This window comes from uncultured Kordia sp. (assembly GCF_947489565.1).
In the GTDB taxonomy this organism is placed as follows: domain Bacteria; phylum Bacteroidota; class Bacteroidia; order Flavobacteriales; family Flavobacteriaceae; genus Kordia.
This window is the reverse complement of sequence record NZ_CANLEA010000006.1, coordinates 174,855-190,914: the sequence shown is the minus strand read 5'-3', so window position 1 is coordinate 190,914 and position 16,060 is coordinate 174,855. Positions and strand designations below refer to the sequence as shown.

General features: G+C 34.3%; 17 protein-coding genes. 8 read left to right on the top strand and 9 right to left on the bottom strand.

Annotated elements, in window-relative coordinates; all coding sequences use genetic code 11:
- Window positions 1–82: 82 nt before the first annotated feature.
- The 6 genes from nqrF to Q0845_RS10015 all read right to left on the bottom strand — a co-directional run bounded on the left by nqrF (window position 83) and on the right by Q0845_RS10015 (window position 6,183).
- Window positions 83–1,393: an NADH:ubiquinone reductase (Na(+)-transporting) subunit F gene (nqrF, locus tag Q0845_RS10040; protein WP_298512408.1), complete on the bottom strand. Its 1,311-nt coding sequence runs from the start codon at window positions 1,391–1,393 to the stop codon at window positions 83–85.
- Between the two features lies 1 nt (window position 1,394).
- Window positions 1,395–2,114 carry an NADH:ubiquinone reductase (Na(+)-transporting) subunit E gene (gene nqrE / locus Q0845_RS10035; RefSeq protein WP_298512406.1) on the bottom strand — a complete coding sequence of 240 codons (720 nt, stop codon included), beginning with the start codon at window positions 2,112–2,114 and terminating at the stop codon, window positions 1,395–1,397.
- Window positions 2,115–2,189: 75 nt separating this feature from the next.
- The gene (locus Q0845_RS10030) at window positions 2,190–2,822 is read right to left on the bottom strand and encodes an NADH:ubiquinone reductase (Na(+)-transporting) subunit D (protein ID WP_298512404.1); all 633 of its coding nucleotides are present in this window, start codon (window positions 2,820–2,822) and stop codon (window positions 2,190–2,192) included.
- A 10-nt stretch (window positions 2,823–2,832) separates the two neighbouring features.
- Window positions 2,833–3,618 (bottom strand): Na(+)-translocating NADH-quinone reductase subunit C, encoded by a 786-nt coding sequence (locus Q0845_RS10025; RefSeq protein ID WP_298512401.1) that lies wholly within the window; start codon window positions 3,616–3,618, stop codon window positions 2,833–2,835.
- A gap of 2 nt (window positions 3,619–3,620) precedes the next feature.
- Entirely contained in the window at window positions 3,621–4,829 is a 1,209-nt protein-coding gene (locus Q0845_RS10020) for an NADH:ubiquinone reductase (Na(+)-transporting) subunit B (protein ID WP_298512398.1), read from the bottom strand.
- A 4-nt stretch (window positions 4,830–4,833) separates the two neighbouring features.
- Window positions 4,834–6,183 carry a Na(+)-translocating NADH-quinone reductase subunit A gene (locus Q0845_RS10015; protein WP_298512395.1) on the bottom strand — a complete coding sequence of 450 codons (1,350 nt, stop codon included), beginning with the start codon at window positions 6,181–6,183 and terminating at the stop codon, window positions 4,834–4,836.
- Between the two features lie 192 nt (window positions 6,184–6,375).
- Between Q0845_RS10015 and Q0845_RS10010 the strand changes: the two genes are divergently transcribed.
- The 6 genes from Q0845_RS10010 to Q0845_RS09990 all read left to right on the top strand — a co-directional run bounded on the left by Q0845_RS10010 (window position 6,376) and on the right by Q0845_RS09990 (window position 10,754).
- Entirely contained in the window at window positions 6,376–7,635 is a 1,260-nt protein-coding gene (locus Q0845_RS10010) for a DUF5103 domain-containing protein (RefSeq protein ID WP_298512393.1), read from the top strand.
- 137 nt (window positions 7,636–7,772) lie between these two features.
- Complete coding sequence (gene apaG, locus Q0845_RS10005; protein WP_298512391.1) at window positions 7,773–8,159, top strand: Co2+/Mg2+ efflux protein ApaG; 387 nt, start codon at window positions 7,773–7,775, stop codon at window positions 8,157–8,159.
- 262 nt (window positions 8,160–8,421) lie between these two features.
- Window positions 8,422–9,264, top strand: a complete 843-nt coding sequence (locus tag Q0845_RS10000; RefSeq protein WP_298512388.1) for a hypothetical protein — start codon at window positions 8,422–8,424, stop codon at window positions 9,262–9,264.
- A 98-nt stretch (window positions 9,265–9,362) separates the two neighbouring features.
- Complete coding sequence (locus Q0845_RS09995; RefSeq protein ID WP_298512385.1) at window positions 9,363–9,707, top strand: hypothetical protein; 345 nt, start codon at window positions 9,363–9,365, stop codon at window positions 9,705–9,707.
- Window positions 9,708–9,755: 48 nt separating this feature from the next.
- On the top strand, window positions 9,756–10,019 hold the full coding sequence (locus tag Q0845_RS27900) for a helix-turn-helix transcriptional regulator (protein ID WP_367180655.1): 264 nt from the start codon (window positions 9,756–9,758) through the stop codon (window positions 10,017–10,019).
- A gap of 216 nt (window positions 10,020–10,235) precedes the next feature.
- Window positions 10,236–10,754: a hypothetical protein gene (locus Q0845_RS09990; RefSeq protein ID WP_298512383.1), complete on the top strand. Its 519-nt coding sequence runs from the start codon at window positions 10,236–10,238 to the stop codon at window positions 10,752–10,754.
- Here the strand turns inward: Q0845_RS09990 and Q0845_RS09985 are convergent.
- A complete protein-coding gene (locus Q0845_RS09985; protein WP_298512380.1) occupies window positions 10,715–11,695 on the bottom strand; it encodes a hypothetical protein in 981 nt (326 codons plus the stop codon). The genes Q0845_RS09990 and Q0845_RS09985 overlap by 40 nt on opposite strands.
- An 89-nt stretch (window positions 11,696–11,784) precedes the next feature.
- On the opposite strand from Q0845_RS09985, the gene Q0845_RS09980 reads away from it, so the two are divergent.
- Window positions 11,785–12,369 (top strand): hypothetical protein, encoded by a 585-nt coding sequence (locus Q0845_RS09980; RefSeq protein WP_298512378.1) that lies wholly within the window; start codon window positions 11,785–11,787, stop codon window positions 12,367–12,369.
- Between the two features lie 21 nt (window positions 12,370–12,390).
- Here Q0845_RS09980 and Q0845_RS09975 read toward each other — a convergent pair whose 3' ends face one another.
- On the bottom strand, window positions 12,391–13,404 hold the full coding sequence (locus Q0845_RS09975) for a DUF6695 family protein (protein ID WP_298512376.1): 1,014 nt from the start codon (window positions 13,402–13,404) through the stop codon (window positions 12,391–12,393).
- Window positions 13,397–14,125 (bottom strand): NRDE family protein, encoded by a 729-nt coding sequence (locus tag Q0845_RS09970; RefSeq protein ID WP_298512374.1) that lies wholly within the window; start codon window positions 14,123–14,125, stop codon window positions 13,397–13,399. The genes Q0845_RS09975 and Q0845_RS09970 overlap by 8 nt, the downstream gene beginning before the upstream one ends.
- A gap of 210 nt (window positions 14,126–14,335) precedes the next feature.
- Between Q0845_RS09970 and pruA the strand changes: the two genes are divergently transcribed.
- Window positions 14,336–15,961 (top strand): L-glutamate gamma-semialdehyde dehydrogenase, encoded by a 1,626-nt coding sequence (gene pruA, locus Q0845_RS09965; protein WP_298512372.1) that lies wholly within the window; start codon window positions 14,336–14,338, stop codon window positions 15,959–15,961.
- Window positions 15,962–16,060 lie beyond the last annotated feature (99 nt).

The window sequence follows — 16,060 nt, the reverse complement described above, 5'->3', positions numbered from 1 at the left end:
ATACAAAATTTACTTTCATAATGTTTTGAACAAAAAAAAAGGATCGCTGTTGTGCGATCCTTTTTTATAATATGAAATGATTTTATCCTCCGAAGTCATCAAATCGAATGTTCTCGTCTGGAATACCGAAGTCTTCTCCCATTTTTTGAACAGCTTGGTTCATTAATGGTGGTCCACAGAAATATAATTCTATATCTTCTGGTGCTTCGTGATGATTTAAGTAGTTATCAATTACACAATTGTGAATGAAACCTACGAAACCATCTCCTGCTTCGTCACTGATATCTTTTTTGATCTTCCAGTTATCCTCTTCTAATGGTTCAGAAAGTGCCATGTAGAATTTAAAGTTTGGAAAATCTCTTTCTAATGCTCTAAAGTGCTCAATATAGAACAACTCACGCTTAGAACGACCTCCATACCAATAAGTAACTGTTCTTCCTGTCTTAATTGTTTTGAATAAATGGTATAAGTGTGAACGCATTGGTGCCATTCCTGCTCCACCACCAACATATAACATTTCTGCTTCTGACTCGTTGATGAAGAATTCACCATAAGGTCCTGAAATTGTTACTTTATCTCCTGGTTTTTGTGCAAAAATGTATGAAGAAGCAATCCCTGGATTTACATTCATCCATTGGTTTTTAGCTCTATCCCATGGTGGCGTAGCAATACGCACATTTAACATGATTTCGCGTCCTTCTGCTGGGTAAGAAGCCATAGAATATGCACGCTCTACAGTTTCATTGTTTTTCATTACTAAAGGCCATAAACCAAACTTATCCCATTCTGCTTGAAACTTATCTGGTGTTTCATGCTCTTCAGGATGCGCAGTAATGTCCATGTCTTTGTAATTGATTTCACAAGGAGGAATTTCAATCTGAATATATCCACCTGCTTTATACCCCATATCTTCTGGAATTTCTACTACAAATTCCTTAATAAATGATGCTACATTATAATTACGAACTACGACAGCTTCCCACTTTTTAATTCCAAATACTTCTTCTGGAATTGTGATATTCATGTCTTGTTTTACTTTTACCTGACAAGCTAAACGTGCTCCGTGTTGCAATTCTTTTCTTGTAAAGTGAGGAACTTCTGTTGGCAATGCTTCTCCTCCACCTTCTAGTACGTGGCACTCACACTGAATACAAGTTCCTCCACCACCACAAGCTGATGGTAAAAATATTTTTTCTGCTCCTAAGGTTGTTAATAAAGTACTTCCTGAAGCTACTTCAATTTCACGTTCACCATTGATCGTAATTTTTACTGGTCCAGATGGTGATAGCTTTTGCTTTACATATAACAATAACGAAACCAATACTAATGTAATTAGTAAAAAGGCTGCAACTGTTGCTATTATCGTTCCCGCTGTTGTTGGTGCTAATATCATATTACTCAATTACTTTTGTATTGTTAGCGATTTCATTTGTAGTACTATTGTCTTGTACTTTTTCTATCTGAGCTGATGCTTTTTTATCTGATGATTCTTCATCTCCTCCAGTTAGCATTCCTCCAAAACTCATAAATCCGATTGCCATTAATCCTGTGATGATGAATGTAATTCCTAAACCTCTTAAAGGTGCAGGCACGGCAGAGTATCTAATTTTTTCACGAATAGCTGCAATTGCTAAAATTGCTAAGAACCATCCGATTCCTGAACCAACTCCATATGTAGTAGCCAATCCTAAGGTAGCAATCTCTCTAGACTGCATGAATAAAGATCCTCCTAAGATGGCACAGTTTACTGCAATTAATGGTAAAAAGATTCCTAATGAGTTGTATAATGATGGAGAAAACTTCTCTACAATAATTTCTACCAATTGTACCATGGTTGCAATGGTTGCAATAAACATGATGAATGATAAGAAACTTAAATCGTAATCTACATACTCTTCTCCTAACCAAGATAAAGCTCCAGGTTGTAATAAATATTGATCTAACAACCAGTTTAAAGGTACCGTAATTGCAAGTACGAAAATAACTGCGGCTCCTAGTCCAACAGCTGTCGTCACTTTTTTAGATACAGCTAGGTACGAACACATTCCTAAGAACGTAGCAAATACCATGTTGTCTATGAATATTGATTTGAAAAATAATTCTATATGTTCCATATTTTTTAGTATTGAGTTTTGAGTAGTTAGTATTGAGATTTCTCAATTCTCATATCTAATAGCTCACTACTACTTTTAGTCTTCTATTAAAGCTTTATTTCTTGAACGTTGTACCCAAATAATAATTCCTACTACGATTAATGCCATTGGTGACAATAACATGAAACCGTTGTTTTCATATCCGTATGCGTATAAACCTGTTTTTGCCACTGGATCTCCCAATATTTCAATTCCAAGTAATGTTCCTGAACCTAGTAATTCTCTAAAGAAACCTACAATGATTAAGATGATTGCATATCCTAATGCATTTCCAATTCCATCTAAGAATGATCTCCATGGTCCATTTCCTAAAGCGAAGGCTTCAAAACGTCCCATAATAATACAGTTTGTAATAATCAATCCTACAAACGCTCCAAGTGTTTTACTTAATTCATAAGCGTATGCTTTTAGTACTTGATCTACAATAATTACAAGTGTTGCTACTACAATTAACTGTGCAATAATTCTAATTTTTGATGGAATAATATTTCGCATCAATGATATTACAACATTTCCAATACCCATTACAAAAAGTACTGAGATAGACATTACTATAGAAGCTTCTAATTCTGCCGTAATTGCCAATGCCGAACAGATTCCCAATACCTGAATTGTAATTGGGTTGTTATCTGTTAATGGATCTAATATTAACTTACTATCTTTTGCCATGGCTTATCCTTTATTTTTTTAATTTTTTAAAATATGGCACGTACAACCTTAAATCTTTTTTGATCATGGCTGAAACTCCGTCACCTGTAATGGTTGCTCCTGCTATTGCATCAATTTCGAAATCTTTCTTGTCTTCATTGATAGGATCTGCATTTGATTTTGAAACTGTAATTCCTGCGAATTCCCCAGATTCTTTCAACAAATACTCTCCTGTAAAGTCATCCATGAAATAACGTTGCTTGATGTTTGCTCCTAACCCTGGAGTTTCTCCTTTGTGATCAAAGTATACTCCTTGAATTACCATATTTTCATCCATCGCTACATATCCCCATATAGCATCCCAAAGTCCTTTTCCACGAATTGGTGCGATGTAGAATGTTTTTCCTTCTTTTTCTCCAATAAACAAAGGCAGTTTTCTAGCTTTCCCAGCTTTAGCTCTTGTTTGTTGTTTTTTTACATCTATCAAATAAGGCTCTTTACCATTCGTTTTGATATATTCCTCTCTACCTACTTCTGAAGTAACTTCTCCATTTTCAACTTCAAGTACAAGTTGTTTTGTGATGTATTTCTCAAATAATGCTGGTGCTTCATCAGTAGAAACAAAAACAGCACTTCCAGCTTCATTGTTGTTTACACCCATGGTGTACAAAATGTTTTGCTGCTTTTCCAAACGTTTGTTTTCTTCGATTGTTGGTTTTAGGAATCCTGCTAAAAAGGCTAATAAGGAACCAACTACTAATACCATTCCGACAGCGAATAGGATGGTGTACGAGTTTTTATCTGTTCTTTTTTCCATCGTTAAGCTGTTTTTACTTTTAGACGTTTCATTCTTTTCTTTACATTTCCTTGTACCACGTAGTGATCAATTGTTGGTGCAAACACATTCATTAATAGAATAGCTAAGAATACACCTTCTGGATATGCTGGGTTAAATACACGAATCATAATTGATATGAAACCAATTAAGAAACCGTAAATCCATTTCCCTTTATTTGTTTGAGCTGCTGTTACTGGATCGGTCGCCATATATACAGCTCCAAATAGTACACTTCCTATGATTAAGTGTTGCCAGAACGGCACATTCATTAATCCGTAAAATTTACTAGATTCTCCAATAATTTCTGCACTTACCACTCCGTTGAATATTAATCCCATTACCAAAGCACCAATAACAGTACTCAACATAATTCTCCAACTTCCAATTTTGGTAAAGATTAAGAATAATGCTCCAATGATGATTAAGAATTTTGAAGTCTCTCCAATAGAACCTGGAATTAATCCCCAAAACATATCCCATTGATCTATTCCGGGCAAGGTATTGTTTTGCGCGTAGGCTCCTAAGATGGTTTCTCCTGAAATTGCATCTGCAGTTCCTGCTCTTTCTACAGCTTCACTTACCCAAACCTTATCTCCTGACATCCAAGTTGGATAGGCGAAGAATAAAAAGGCTCTGATAGTTAATGCTGGATTTAAGATATTCATTCCTGTTCCTCCAAATACTTCTTTTCCAATCACAACACCGAAAATAACGGCTACTGCTAACATCCATAATGGAATATCAATTGGAACAATTAATGGAACTAACATTCCCGTTACTAAGTATCCTTCTTCTACTTCATGTCCTTTAATTACTGCGAATAAGAATTCAACAGCCAAACCAACACCATAGGAAACGATTACCAAAGGCAATACTTTCCATGCTCCGTGAATTAGATTGTCGAATGTCCAAAATGTACCTCCCAAAAATCCGTGAGAAGCTTCTATGGCTCCCGTAGCTAAGTAATGTTGATATCCTGCATTAAAGATTCCAAAAATTAAACATGGAACCAATGCCATAATCACAGTATTCATGGTACGCTTTAAGTCATCTGCTGCCTTAACATGCGTTCCATTGTGTGTTGTTTCGTTAGGTAAGTATAAAAATGTATGCAATGCATTGAATGCAGGCGCCATTTTTTTCCCTTTATACTTCTCCTTTATATTGTGTAATTTATTTTTTAAGCTCATAGCACTATCCTATTTCTTTAAGCATTAAATCTAAACCTTCTCTAATAATCTTTTGATGTGGTTGTTTAGACACACACACAAATTCTGTCAATGCAAAATCTTCAGGAGCTACTTCATACATTCCTAAAGCTTCCATTTCATCTAAATCAGCATACATACATGCCTTCAAGGTTTGCATTGGATAAATATCTAATGGAAAAACTTCCTCGTACGTTCCTGTTGTTACGAATGCACGGTGCTCTCCATTTGTATTTGTGTTTAGATCGTATTTTTTATTTGGATTTAACCATGAGAACGTAAATGCTCTTGATACACTTATCTTGTTAAAGATTGGCTTATTCCATCCGAAAAATTCGTAATCGTCTCCTTCTGGAATTGCAGTAATTTGATTGTCGTAGTAACCTAATACACCATCTTCACTTTCTTGTCTTCCAGACAATACATTACCACTAATAATTCTTGTATTATCAAGATTTACATTGCCAGCAAGTACGTCTTTCATGCTTGCTCCTGCAATAGCTGTGATGTATTGAGGTTTTGTAATTTGCGATCCTGTTACTGCAATTGTTCTGGTAGCGTTGAATTTACCCGTAAGTAAAACTTCTCCGATAATTATCAAATCTTTTGCAGCGACTGTCCAAACCACTTCTCCTTTATTTACAGGATCAATCTTGTTGATGTGCGTTCCAACATTTCCTGCTGGATGCGGTCCAGAAACTGTATGAGAAGTAGTTCCTGCTACATTGGCAAGTGGAGAATTTCCACCTTTCTTTGTAACTACATGAACGCTTCCTTCAGTAAGTTTTGTCAATGCTGTTAAAGCAGCAGTCAACTCAGCTTCTTTCCCTGTTAACACATAATCCAAATCTGCCGCTAATGGCGAACTATCGTGACCTGAAACAAAAATCGCTTTTGGCGACTTCGATGGATTTGCAATAACGTCATATGGACGTTGTTTGATGAAAGGCCAACATCCTGCAGCAAGCAAGTGTGTTTTTACCTCATCACCAGACATTTTTGCAGCATCCTTTTTCCCGAAATCTTCATGAGCTTGTGTTGCATCTGCTAAAATTCTAATCTCTAAAATTTTACGTTTTGCTCCACGAACAATCTCTGAAATCTCTCCGCTTACAGGAGAAGGAAATAGTAATGTTTCGTCTAGTTTAGAATGGAATAGTGCCTGACCGGCTTTGACTTTGTGACCAACTTTCACTAACATTTTAGGAATGATACTGTGAAAATCTTCGGGCTTGACTGCATAATAACTACTTGCTTTAGCAGCGACCGTAGTTTTTTCTGCTTCGCCCACAAGCTTAATATCTAAGCCTTTTTTTATGCGAATGTCTTTTGACATAGTTTATGGAATTTTTATCTAAAAATCGTGCAAATTTAAACATTTATACACTCATCTAAAAGCCAATAGAGCACTATAAAATTTATTTATACTGATTCTAAATTAATACTTTCCATGTATGTTTTGTTACTCCATAGACGAGTCCTGCATTTGGGCACGTATTTTGCATATCTTTGTAAAAAATCTAAACGAATGATATCTCGCACTTTCTATATCTCAGCACTCTTTGCGCTTGTAAGTTTTTTTATACATGCACAAAAAGCGCCACTAGAAGAAGTTGATCCGCCTTATTTTATTAAAAGTATTGAACTTGCCGGAACCAACAACGGAGATCAGTTTCCAATATTGAAATTAGGTGAACCTTTGAAAGTTAATTTTGACGATATCAATGGTGATGAAGCTGATTATTATTATAAAATAGTGCATTGCAATTATGATTGGACACCTTCCAATCTAGCGAAAGCACAATATATGCGAGGCATGGACAATCAGCGTATCATCAATTATGAAAATTCGTTTAATACGCTTCAATTGTATTCAAATTACCGATTAACAATTCCGAATCGCTTTACAACATTATTGCTTTCAGGAAATTATATGCTTTCTATTTATAATGATGAAGACGAGCTAATGTTCTCAAGAAAGTTCATTGTATATGAGAATTCTGTAGGTGTTGCTGCCGCTGTTCATAGAACACGTGACTTGAGTACAATTCAACAAGATCAACTGATTCAATTTGAAATCAACACTTCTAGTATGCGACTTCGCAACCCAGAACGCGAGTTGAAAGTAGCTATTTTACAGAACTATCAATGGAAAACTGCCATTACCGACATTAAGCCACAATACACATTGGGTACACGGTTTGTGTATCGCTACAATACAGAGACCAGTTTCCCCGGCGGAAATGAGTATTATAATTTTGATAATAAAGAAATTCGTGGTGGAAATGTAAGTATCGCTAGCATTGAACTCAAAGATCTATACCATAATTATTTACATACTAATGCTACTCGCGCTGGCGAACCTTATACTTTTAATCCAGATATTAATGGAGATTTTTTAATCAATACCATTCAAGGAGACGATCCTTCTATAGAAGCCGATTATGCAGTAATCCACTTCTCACTAGCCAATTATATGAATTTGACAGGAAGTAAAATATATGTTCAAGGACGCTTTAATAATTACGCTATTAATGAAGAGAATCAGTTATTTTATAACGAAGAGACAGATTTGTACGAAGCACCACTATTACTAAAACAAGGGTTTTATAATTATAGATATGTAGTAGTGAATGAAAAGGGAGAAGTTGATCCTGTAAAGATTAGCGGTTCTAATTTTGAGACAGAAAACGAATATTTGATCATTGTATATTTTAGAAAATTTGGAGAAATCTACGATCGTATTATTGGTATTGGTTCTACAAACTCAAGCGTGATAAAAAACTAGAAAAGCTTATTTTTCCTTAAAAATCGTTAAAATTTTAACGACTTTTAAGATCATATATATAAAATTCGTATTTTTGATTGTAATGTGATTATGTGACGTTTTAATTATAAACGCTTTAAACACGCTAAATACAACAGATGATTCAACAGGTAACTAGAGGCATAAAAATTTCCGTAGAGACTAGTTTTGAAGGCACTTTCTTCAAAAACTACAAGATGCATTTTGCTTTTGGTTATAAAATCACGATTGAAAACCAAAGCAAAGATTCCGTACAACTCACCTCAAGACATTGGCAAATTTTTGATGCTTTAAATAGTATTGAGATTGTAGATGGCGAAGGTGTTATTGGTAAAAAACCTGTATTAAAGCCAGGAGAATCACATACGTATCAATCAGGTTGTTTACTTGCTTCTCCTATTGGTGCTATGCGCGGACATTACAATATGGTGAATTTCACAACTACAAAGAAATTCAGAGTTTTTATTCCTACTTTTAAGCTGAGTGCTCCTTTTGCGCTTAATTAGGTATTAGGTCCTGGGAATTAGGCATTAGATAACTCCACACAATATTTTTAAACAATACTTCTATTTCTCAAACTCTTATTTTAAACCCTTTGGAGGTTTTTGATTTTAACAAGAATACCATAGCTTTATCAATTACTAAATTTTTAAAGGAAAACAGGTTTGGTTATAATAGAAATAACAGGAATTCCTGTTATACATACGTTGTAAGCAATTAAACCAAACCAGATAAAAAGAGTCTAAGCTAAAAATAAATTAATAAAATATGAGAAATCTATTTAAATTATTTACAGTAATCCTCTTGTTTTCATGTAGCAAAAATGAAGAACAGATTAACCCAGATACTCCTCAAGAACAGGTTAATCAAGATGCTCTTGTGTCAGCTTTTTTTGGACTTGATAATGCACTACCAAGTCTATTGTGTAATCAACTAGGAAGCCTGTTAGATGGTATGCCTGTTAATTTTAAATTTCCATTAGATGCATCCAGTTTATCGGAAACTGATTTTGAAGTTGTAGATAGCCTTGGAAATAATCACATCCCAATGTGTGCTCTTTTAGCACCAGCTAATGAAAATGGAGAAAATCGAACAGTGCTATTGATAGGTGAGTTTGGAACCGCTGTTACAAATCCACCCGTTGAGGTAAGAATTGTGGGGGATTTATTTACAACTGATACTTTTTCAGGAGAGTCCGCTTGTTCAGAAATCCTAAATCTAAATGGAATCACTACCACGAATGTTATTCCGCTCGCTGATGGTCCAAGTCTATTTTTTGCCCAAAAAATTGATGGTACTCTGAATGAGTGTAGTTCAGGAACACAAACGATTCAAGTTGCTTGGAATGGTGGCATTACACCATTTATAAGTGGTGATACCGAATCTGACTTATTTCAATACTATATTGGTTATTCTGATAGTTCAGGAGTTCTAATTCCACATGTACCTATTTCGATAGCAGATATAAATGACAACGACAACTTTCACCAACTTTGTTTTTCTACAAGTGATGAAATTGTTAAAATTTCAATGATGGCTAACACGGTCGAAGACCCAAACCAAGACCCAAATTTATACAGTGAAATTGATGTTAGTTCCTGCACTCCTTAGACAAGAATTGAAGAGAGACTTCAAGTTAATTAAAATATAACTGCTTACAACAATGTATATGCGATAATCCTTATTTCTGGTTTGTTCTAAATGGAGATATGATGGATTGCAATAAGAAAGTAAAAACCTTATGCCCATCGGGAAGTTTAATGTTTAATAATTGGCAAGAAGCTCATTATGGTTCTAAACATTCTAAAAATGCTAATGGCTTCCATTTAGAGTTTCAAAAAGAATGGTTTGATACTAACGGAATAGATTTGAATTTACTTGAAGGGAGTCAATTAATTCAAAATCCTCAAGTGCATTTTCTTTTCGCAAAGTTATACTATGAATTTATAAACTCAGATCAATACAGTGAGCTCACTGTAGAAGTTCTATTATTGCAAATTAGCGAAGCATTAGGTGACTTAATAGAAACTAATATCAAGAATGTTCCTAACTAGGTAAATGGTCTAAAAGAATTACTACATTTCGATAATTCAAATCTTAGCTTGCAATACATTTCAGATCAACTTGGAGTCCATCCTGTTCATATCTCAAGGGCAGCACCAAAATATCTCTCTACAAGTCTTGGAGAGTATATTAGACAACATAAATTAAAAAAAGCGATTCCACTATTACTTGACCCTAATAATTCGTTGACTAAAATTGCATATCAAACAGGTTTTTCAGACCAAAGTCATTTTAACCGTGTTTTTAATTCTTATTTTAATATGAATCCCAGTTTATATAGAAAAGAATTCAACAAAAAATAGCAATGTTAATCTGATACAATTTTTAGTAACATTGTTATGTTAATTTTGAACTCAATCAAAACTTAAATTATGTTTAAAAATGTAGCCTTTTTGTTATTCCTTTTATTGTCTTCTTTTTCTAGTTGCGCCCAACAAACAAGTATAGATGACTATATAGGCGAATAGGAAGGAAATCTAACAAATGTCAATGATCTCAACTTAGAACTAACCATTGAATTGAAAGAAGAAAATGCAGTTTTCAAACTTTCAAAAAACAAAGACATCATAACTAACAAGTTCAAATTCAGCAATAAAATTAATCTTGTACTAGATGACAATCTTAGATTTAATGGGGTAGTTAATCAGGACAAATCGATAATAACTGGATTTATGGGATCAAAAAGAGATTTTTACCCAATAAAGCTATACAAAAAAGGGAAATTTTATGTTGGAAATTGGAACTTATCGGGATATCGTCATTTAAATCCAAATGATTTAAAACTATCAATGAAAGAAGTAAATAGCAGCTATACTGTGTATCCTATGCTCGGAACCTATTGGGTAAGTGATTTTAAGCACGAAAAAAACAAAATATCGTTTAAAGATTATAAAACAGGCCTCAAATTTGAAGGACTATTAAGCACTTCTGAAATGGTATTAAATATTAGTCTAGCTGAAAATCATATTACAAAAACGACATTTAAAAAAATTAAAAACTACTCAAAATCCAACACATTTTCAGCTTCAATCAAATAGCGTAACGCATCAATCTTTTTGTACATTTTATTGAAAAAGATACGCTGCTCTTTTTTTCCTGCGGTAGATAGTAATTTGGAATTTCGCATTTGTCGCTTCAAATGCTTATCCACTTGTACTAATGTTTCCGTATCACTGGTTTTGTAATATGATAGTATGGTATACGGAACAAACAAAGTTTTTATAACAGGCGTTTTCACCAATACTGTGTTATTCATTAACAACAATTCGTTGTAAAACAATTGATATTGCGGATCATTTACCACTTTCATTTCTATAGATTCTATCAATTCCCGCAAATCATCACACAACTGCAACGCCATTGTTTCCGTTAATAAGGCGGATTTATAATAAAAATGAATCTGTTTCAACGTACTGTTTATAGTAGTAACATCCCAAATTTCGGTCACTTTCAAATTTGCATACAACTCGCCCAAACTAGAAGCCGCAGTCACCAAAGATACAGATGGCGCAAAGTTTTCAAAAGCAACTGCATTTTGATTTTCACTCAATAACTGCAACCACACATACATTTTAAAACGCGACAATATATTATCTGACGAAGTATAAAATATTGGCAAATCTTTCGCTGAATAAATGATTTCTGAATCTTTCATTACCAAGATTTGCTTTAAATTTTCATACGAAGCTTTGAAGTAAATTTCTAAATCTTCTTGCGAGGAAATAATCAAGGTCTTTTCAACTGCAACTACATTTTGCAACCCAACTTCATATAGTTTATCAATAGACATATTAAAATGACGTGACAATTTGATAGCTTCTTCTAGCGACAACTTACTTTTCAAACTTGTTCGTCTGTGTGCAGCGTCATAACTAATATCCAAAACCTCGGCAACAGTATCAATCAATGAAATATTTTTGGGTAAGACTTCTTTAATTTTTGATAGAAAAAACTCCTGCATGCCATTTGTGATTTTCACAAAAATAAATATTCTCAATTGTTATTCCTACGTTTTATATTGTAATTATTGCAATAATTTTGATCTAAACATTAAAACAATCAGTTATCATGAAAAAAATACAACTCATATTATTATTGATTATTTCAGCATTTAGTTTCACAAGTTGTGCTTCATATTCAAACAAAATTTCAAAAAAAGAACGCCTTAAGCTAACTAAAAATAATATTCAAAAAATAGAAGGAGTCTACGAGTATCAAGCTTTTAGAACATTTGAAGCAAATAGAAAATCAATGTATGATGTTGATAATGATATCGAAAACTTAGATTATTATATTTTAGGCACAAGACTATCATTAAACCCAATTAAACATACTGTAGAAGTAAAAATTGTATCAAAAGACAAAATATCTTTTACCTTTAAACGTAATGACGTATTTGTTTCTGAAAGAACAATCAAAATGAAATTGAGATCAAACGGTTTTCTTCATTTAAAAAATAAACATGTAAAAGTAAAAGGCATTCCGCTTCTTGTAGGAGGCATTACAAGTGACAAAATGCGCATTGGCATCTCAAAAAATGATGATCTTTTATTAAATTACGCTCATGACAGCTTTGGCTCTTTCATTTTTTTTGTAGCAAGTAGAGGTTTCAACCGTTTTCATTTTTACAAAAGAATAAATCCGTCACTATAAAACATATTCAAACGCATTAAATTATTCAATAGATAACTTGTAATCTTCCAAAAACGTAAAATAATACACCTTTTCACGCTGAAGAATAGAACAAAAAGCACAATTAGAATCGTACACAAATTTATATGATTGTGCTAAATCAAATTGCGGATCGTTGACTTTAAAAACACCATCTACATCTATCGTTCCATAAGGAGAAATGCGTCGAATTCGGTAACAAAAAGGTTGTGCGGGTAATCCAAAGATTTCAAACCAGACTCCAGAACCAATTCCTGAAAGCCATTGTGCATTTTCTGAAAGTGTAGAAAGTTTTTTAGGCTCAATATTTCCTTGTAAATTAGGTTGATGTTCTTTTAAACGATCTAAAAAACAACGCACCGTTTCTTTGCGTGAAGTCGAATTGAAAACACGAATATCATCGCCCAAAACCTCGTAACTATTTTTAGTAGTACTTGCTAAAACTACGTTACTAACGGTACTTGGCGTAAATCTTTTCGATTTTTTAAGTCGTTTTTTTATTTTCGGATTGGTCACTGATGCAATTAAAGTATCGGTCACAAATCGTGCACAATTGGAAGCATTTTTCACAAAAGCTGCATAATTGAACGAACCTTGACGCAAACAATATTGAATATACTGATTGGCAATTTCATAATCGATTTGATCACAGACAGAAGCCACCATTTTTCCTTCACCGTGTGTTAATTTTGGATTGTTTCCTAAGAAATGTAACAATTCATCCAAATTGACTATTTCGCCATTGCGTAGTATCGCTTTTAGCGGAAAATCCAATTCACGATCGCGCTCTTTAGAACGCACACGTCCGTAAGACAGCTTCGTCACATAACGTCCAAAATCATAATAATCAAGTTTTCCTGTAGATTTTTCAATGAGGACTAAAGCCGCATGACCTGCACGGATATAGTTTTTGGTGCCCATTCCCATATATCGCAAATAGGGAGAATACCATTCTTCAGAAGTTCTTACAATGGTATCAGGATATGCAAGGACTAATATTATTCCAGAATTATTCATGCAATACTTCTACCGGATTGAATTCAATAATACTTTCGGCATCTTTTGTGAAATCGTGATAATGCATTGCCAGCGCATCATTTGTTTTTTCTATTTGTGTGATGCTAATTGTTTTCACCACAACTCTATCCATAATCACATCCACATTTGGATCGCCAATACCAGCTGTTTTATGAAATTGAAGCAAAGAAGTCGCATTCAAATTTTCTTTTTGCTGAAACTTTGCAAACCAATCGCGACGCAATTCCTTCATCGGTTGCGTATACAAGGTTGAAGAAGACCAAATATGCGGTGTAGACAACGGTAGTTTTTGAAAATGTTTTTGTGTACCATCCCAAACCAGTTCAAAAAGTTGTAATGATGTATTCCAATCGACAATCACAACCGTAAAAGGTTCAATCATATCAAGATTATAGTCTACAACTGTTTCTTCAATATTTGAAGTCGTTAAAAAGTCATTCACCACAATTCCACGACTGTGACGATATTTTGGCAAGCGTCTGTGTTTTTCAAAACCACCATTTAACAGGCAAACCACTCGTTTTTGGTCGCTCATTCCAATCCAAGTTCCACCACCAACAACATCTTTTGGAAACACTAATTTTGTATTAGAAGCCTGATAAATTTCAGGTTTTTTTGTTTCCCTGTTGGGCGATTCATCACGATTGGAAGTGAGCACAAACTCATCATTTCCTTTATAAAAAAAACTAACTGTACACATAGTAGCTTTGGTCTGTCTTTAGGTTGACAACTTACAAAATTTTCATCAGATAGCAGTATAAACTATCAATAGTATAATTTCAAATAAGATAACTCACAAATATTTACGAAACCATAAAAATATCAAAAATGGTTTTCAATGCGAAGGTGCTTTTTTTTTGTATCTTTGCAGCTTAAAATTCTAATCAAAACACTATTAAATATAACACCTATGGGAAAAGGATTTTTTCAAGTTCCGACAGCCATCAATGAGCCAGTAAAGTCATACGCTCCTGGAACTCCAGAAAGAGCTGCTGTTACTGCTCAATACGAAGCATATTTTAATGGAAATGTAGATGTGCCAATGTATATTGGAAGTGACGAAATAAAAACAGGAAACACTAATACAATGTCTCCTCCACACGATCACAAACATGTGGTTGGAACCTACCATTTAGCCGAAAAGAGTCACGTAACTCAAGCAATTGAGAGTGCTTTAGAAGCTAGAAAAAAGTGGGCGCAATTGACATGGGAACAACGTGCAGCAATCTTTTTAAAAGCTGCTGAATTAATCGCTGGACCATACAGAGCAAAAATCAATGCTGCTACTATGATTGCACAATCGAAAACAGTGCACCAAGCAGAAATTGATGCCGCTTGTGAACTGATTGACTTTTTACGTTTTAACGTAGAATTCATGTCTCAGATTTATGAAGAGCAACCAGATTCTGCGGAAGGAATTTGGAATCGTGTTGAATACAGACCACTAGAAGGTTTTATTTATGCAATTACACCTTTTAACTTCACAGCTATCGCAGCCAACTTACCTGCAAGTGCAGCGATGATGGGAAATACTGTTGTTTGGAAACCAAGTGATAGTCAAATTTTCTCAGCAAAAGTAATTGTAGATATCTTTAAAGAAGCTGGTGTACCAGATGGCGTAATTAACGTTGTGTATGGTGATCCAGTAATGATTACAGATACTATTTTAGAAAGTCCTGATTTTGCAGGAGTTCACTTTACAGGTTCTACATATGTATTTAAAGAACTTTGGAAGAAAATCGGAAACAATATTCACACTTATAAAACTTATCCAAAAATTGTAGGTGAAACTGGAGGAAAAGATTTCATCGTTGCGCATCCAAGTGCAAATCCTAAGCAAGTTGCTACAGGAATTTCGCGTGGAGCTTTTGAATTCCAAGGTCAAAAATGTAGTGCTGCTTCAAGAGTATACTTACCAAAGTCAATCGCTAATGAAGTATTAAACTATGTAAAAGAAGATATTGCTTCTTTCAAAATGGGTTCTCCTGGCGATTTAAGCAATTTTATTACTGCGGTAATTCACGAAGGTTCATTTCACAAATTAGCTTCTTATATCGATCAAGCGAAAGCTGACGCAAATGCAGAAGTATTTGCTGGTGGAAACTATGACAAATCAAAAGGATACTTTATTGAGCCAACAGTGATTGTAACTACAGATCCAAAATATACAACTATGGAAACTGAATTATTTGGTCCTGTAGTAACTATATATGTATATGAAGATGCTGATTGGACAGAAACATTACAATTAGTTGATGGAACTTCTGAGTACGCATTAACTGGAGCTGTATTTTCTGGAGATCGTTATGCAATTGATGAAGCTACGAAAGCATTGGAAAACTGCGCTGGAAACTTCTACGTAAACGACAAACCAACTGGAGCCGTTGTAGGGCAGCAGCCATTTGGAGGCGCTAGAGCTTCTGGAACAAATGACAAAGCAGGTTCTGCACAAAACTTATTGCGTTGGGTTTCTCCAAGATTGATCAAGGAAACATTCGTAACACCAACAGATTACAGATATCCATTTTTAGGATAATTAATCACACATCATATTAGAAAAGCTGAAGTTTGACTTCAGCTTTTTTTGTTTCAAACAACAGTCAATTTTACTTAATTCTAATATTTAGAGGTCTAA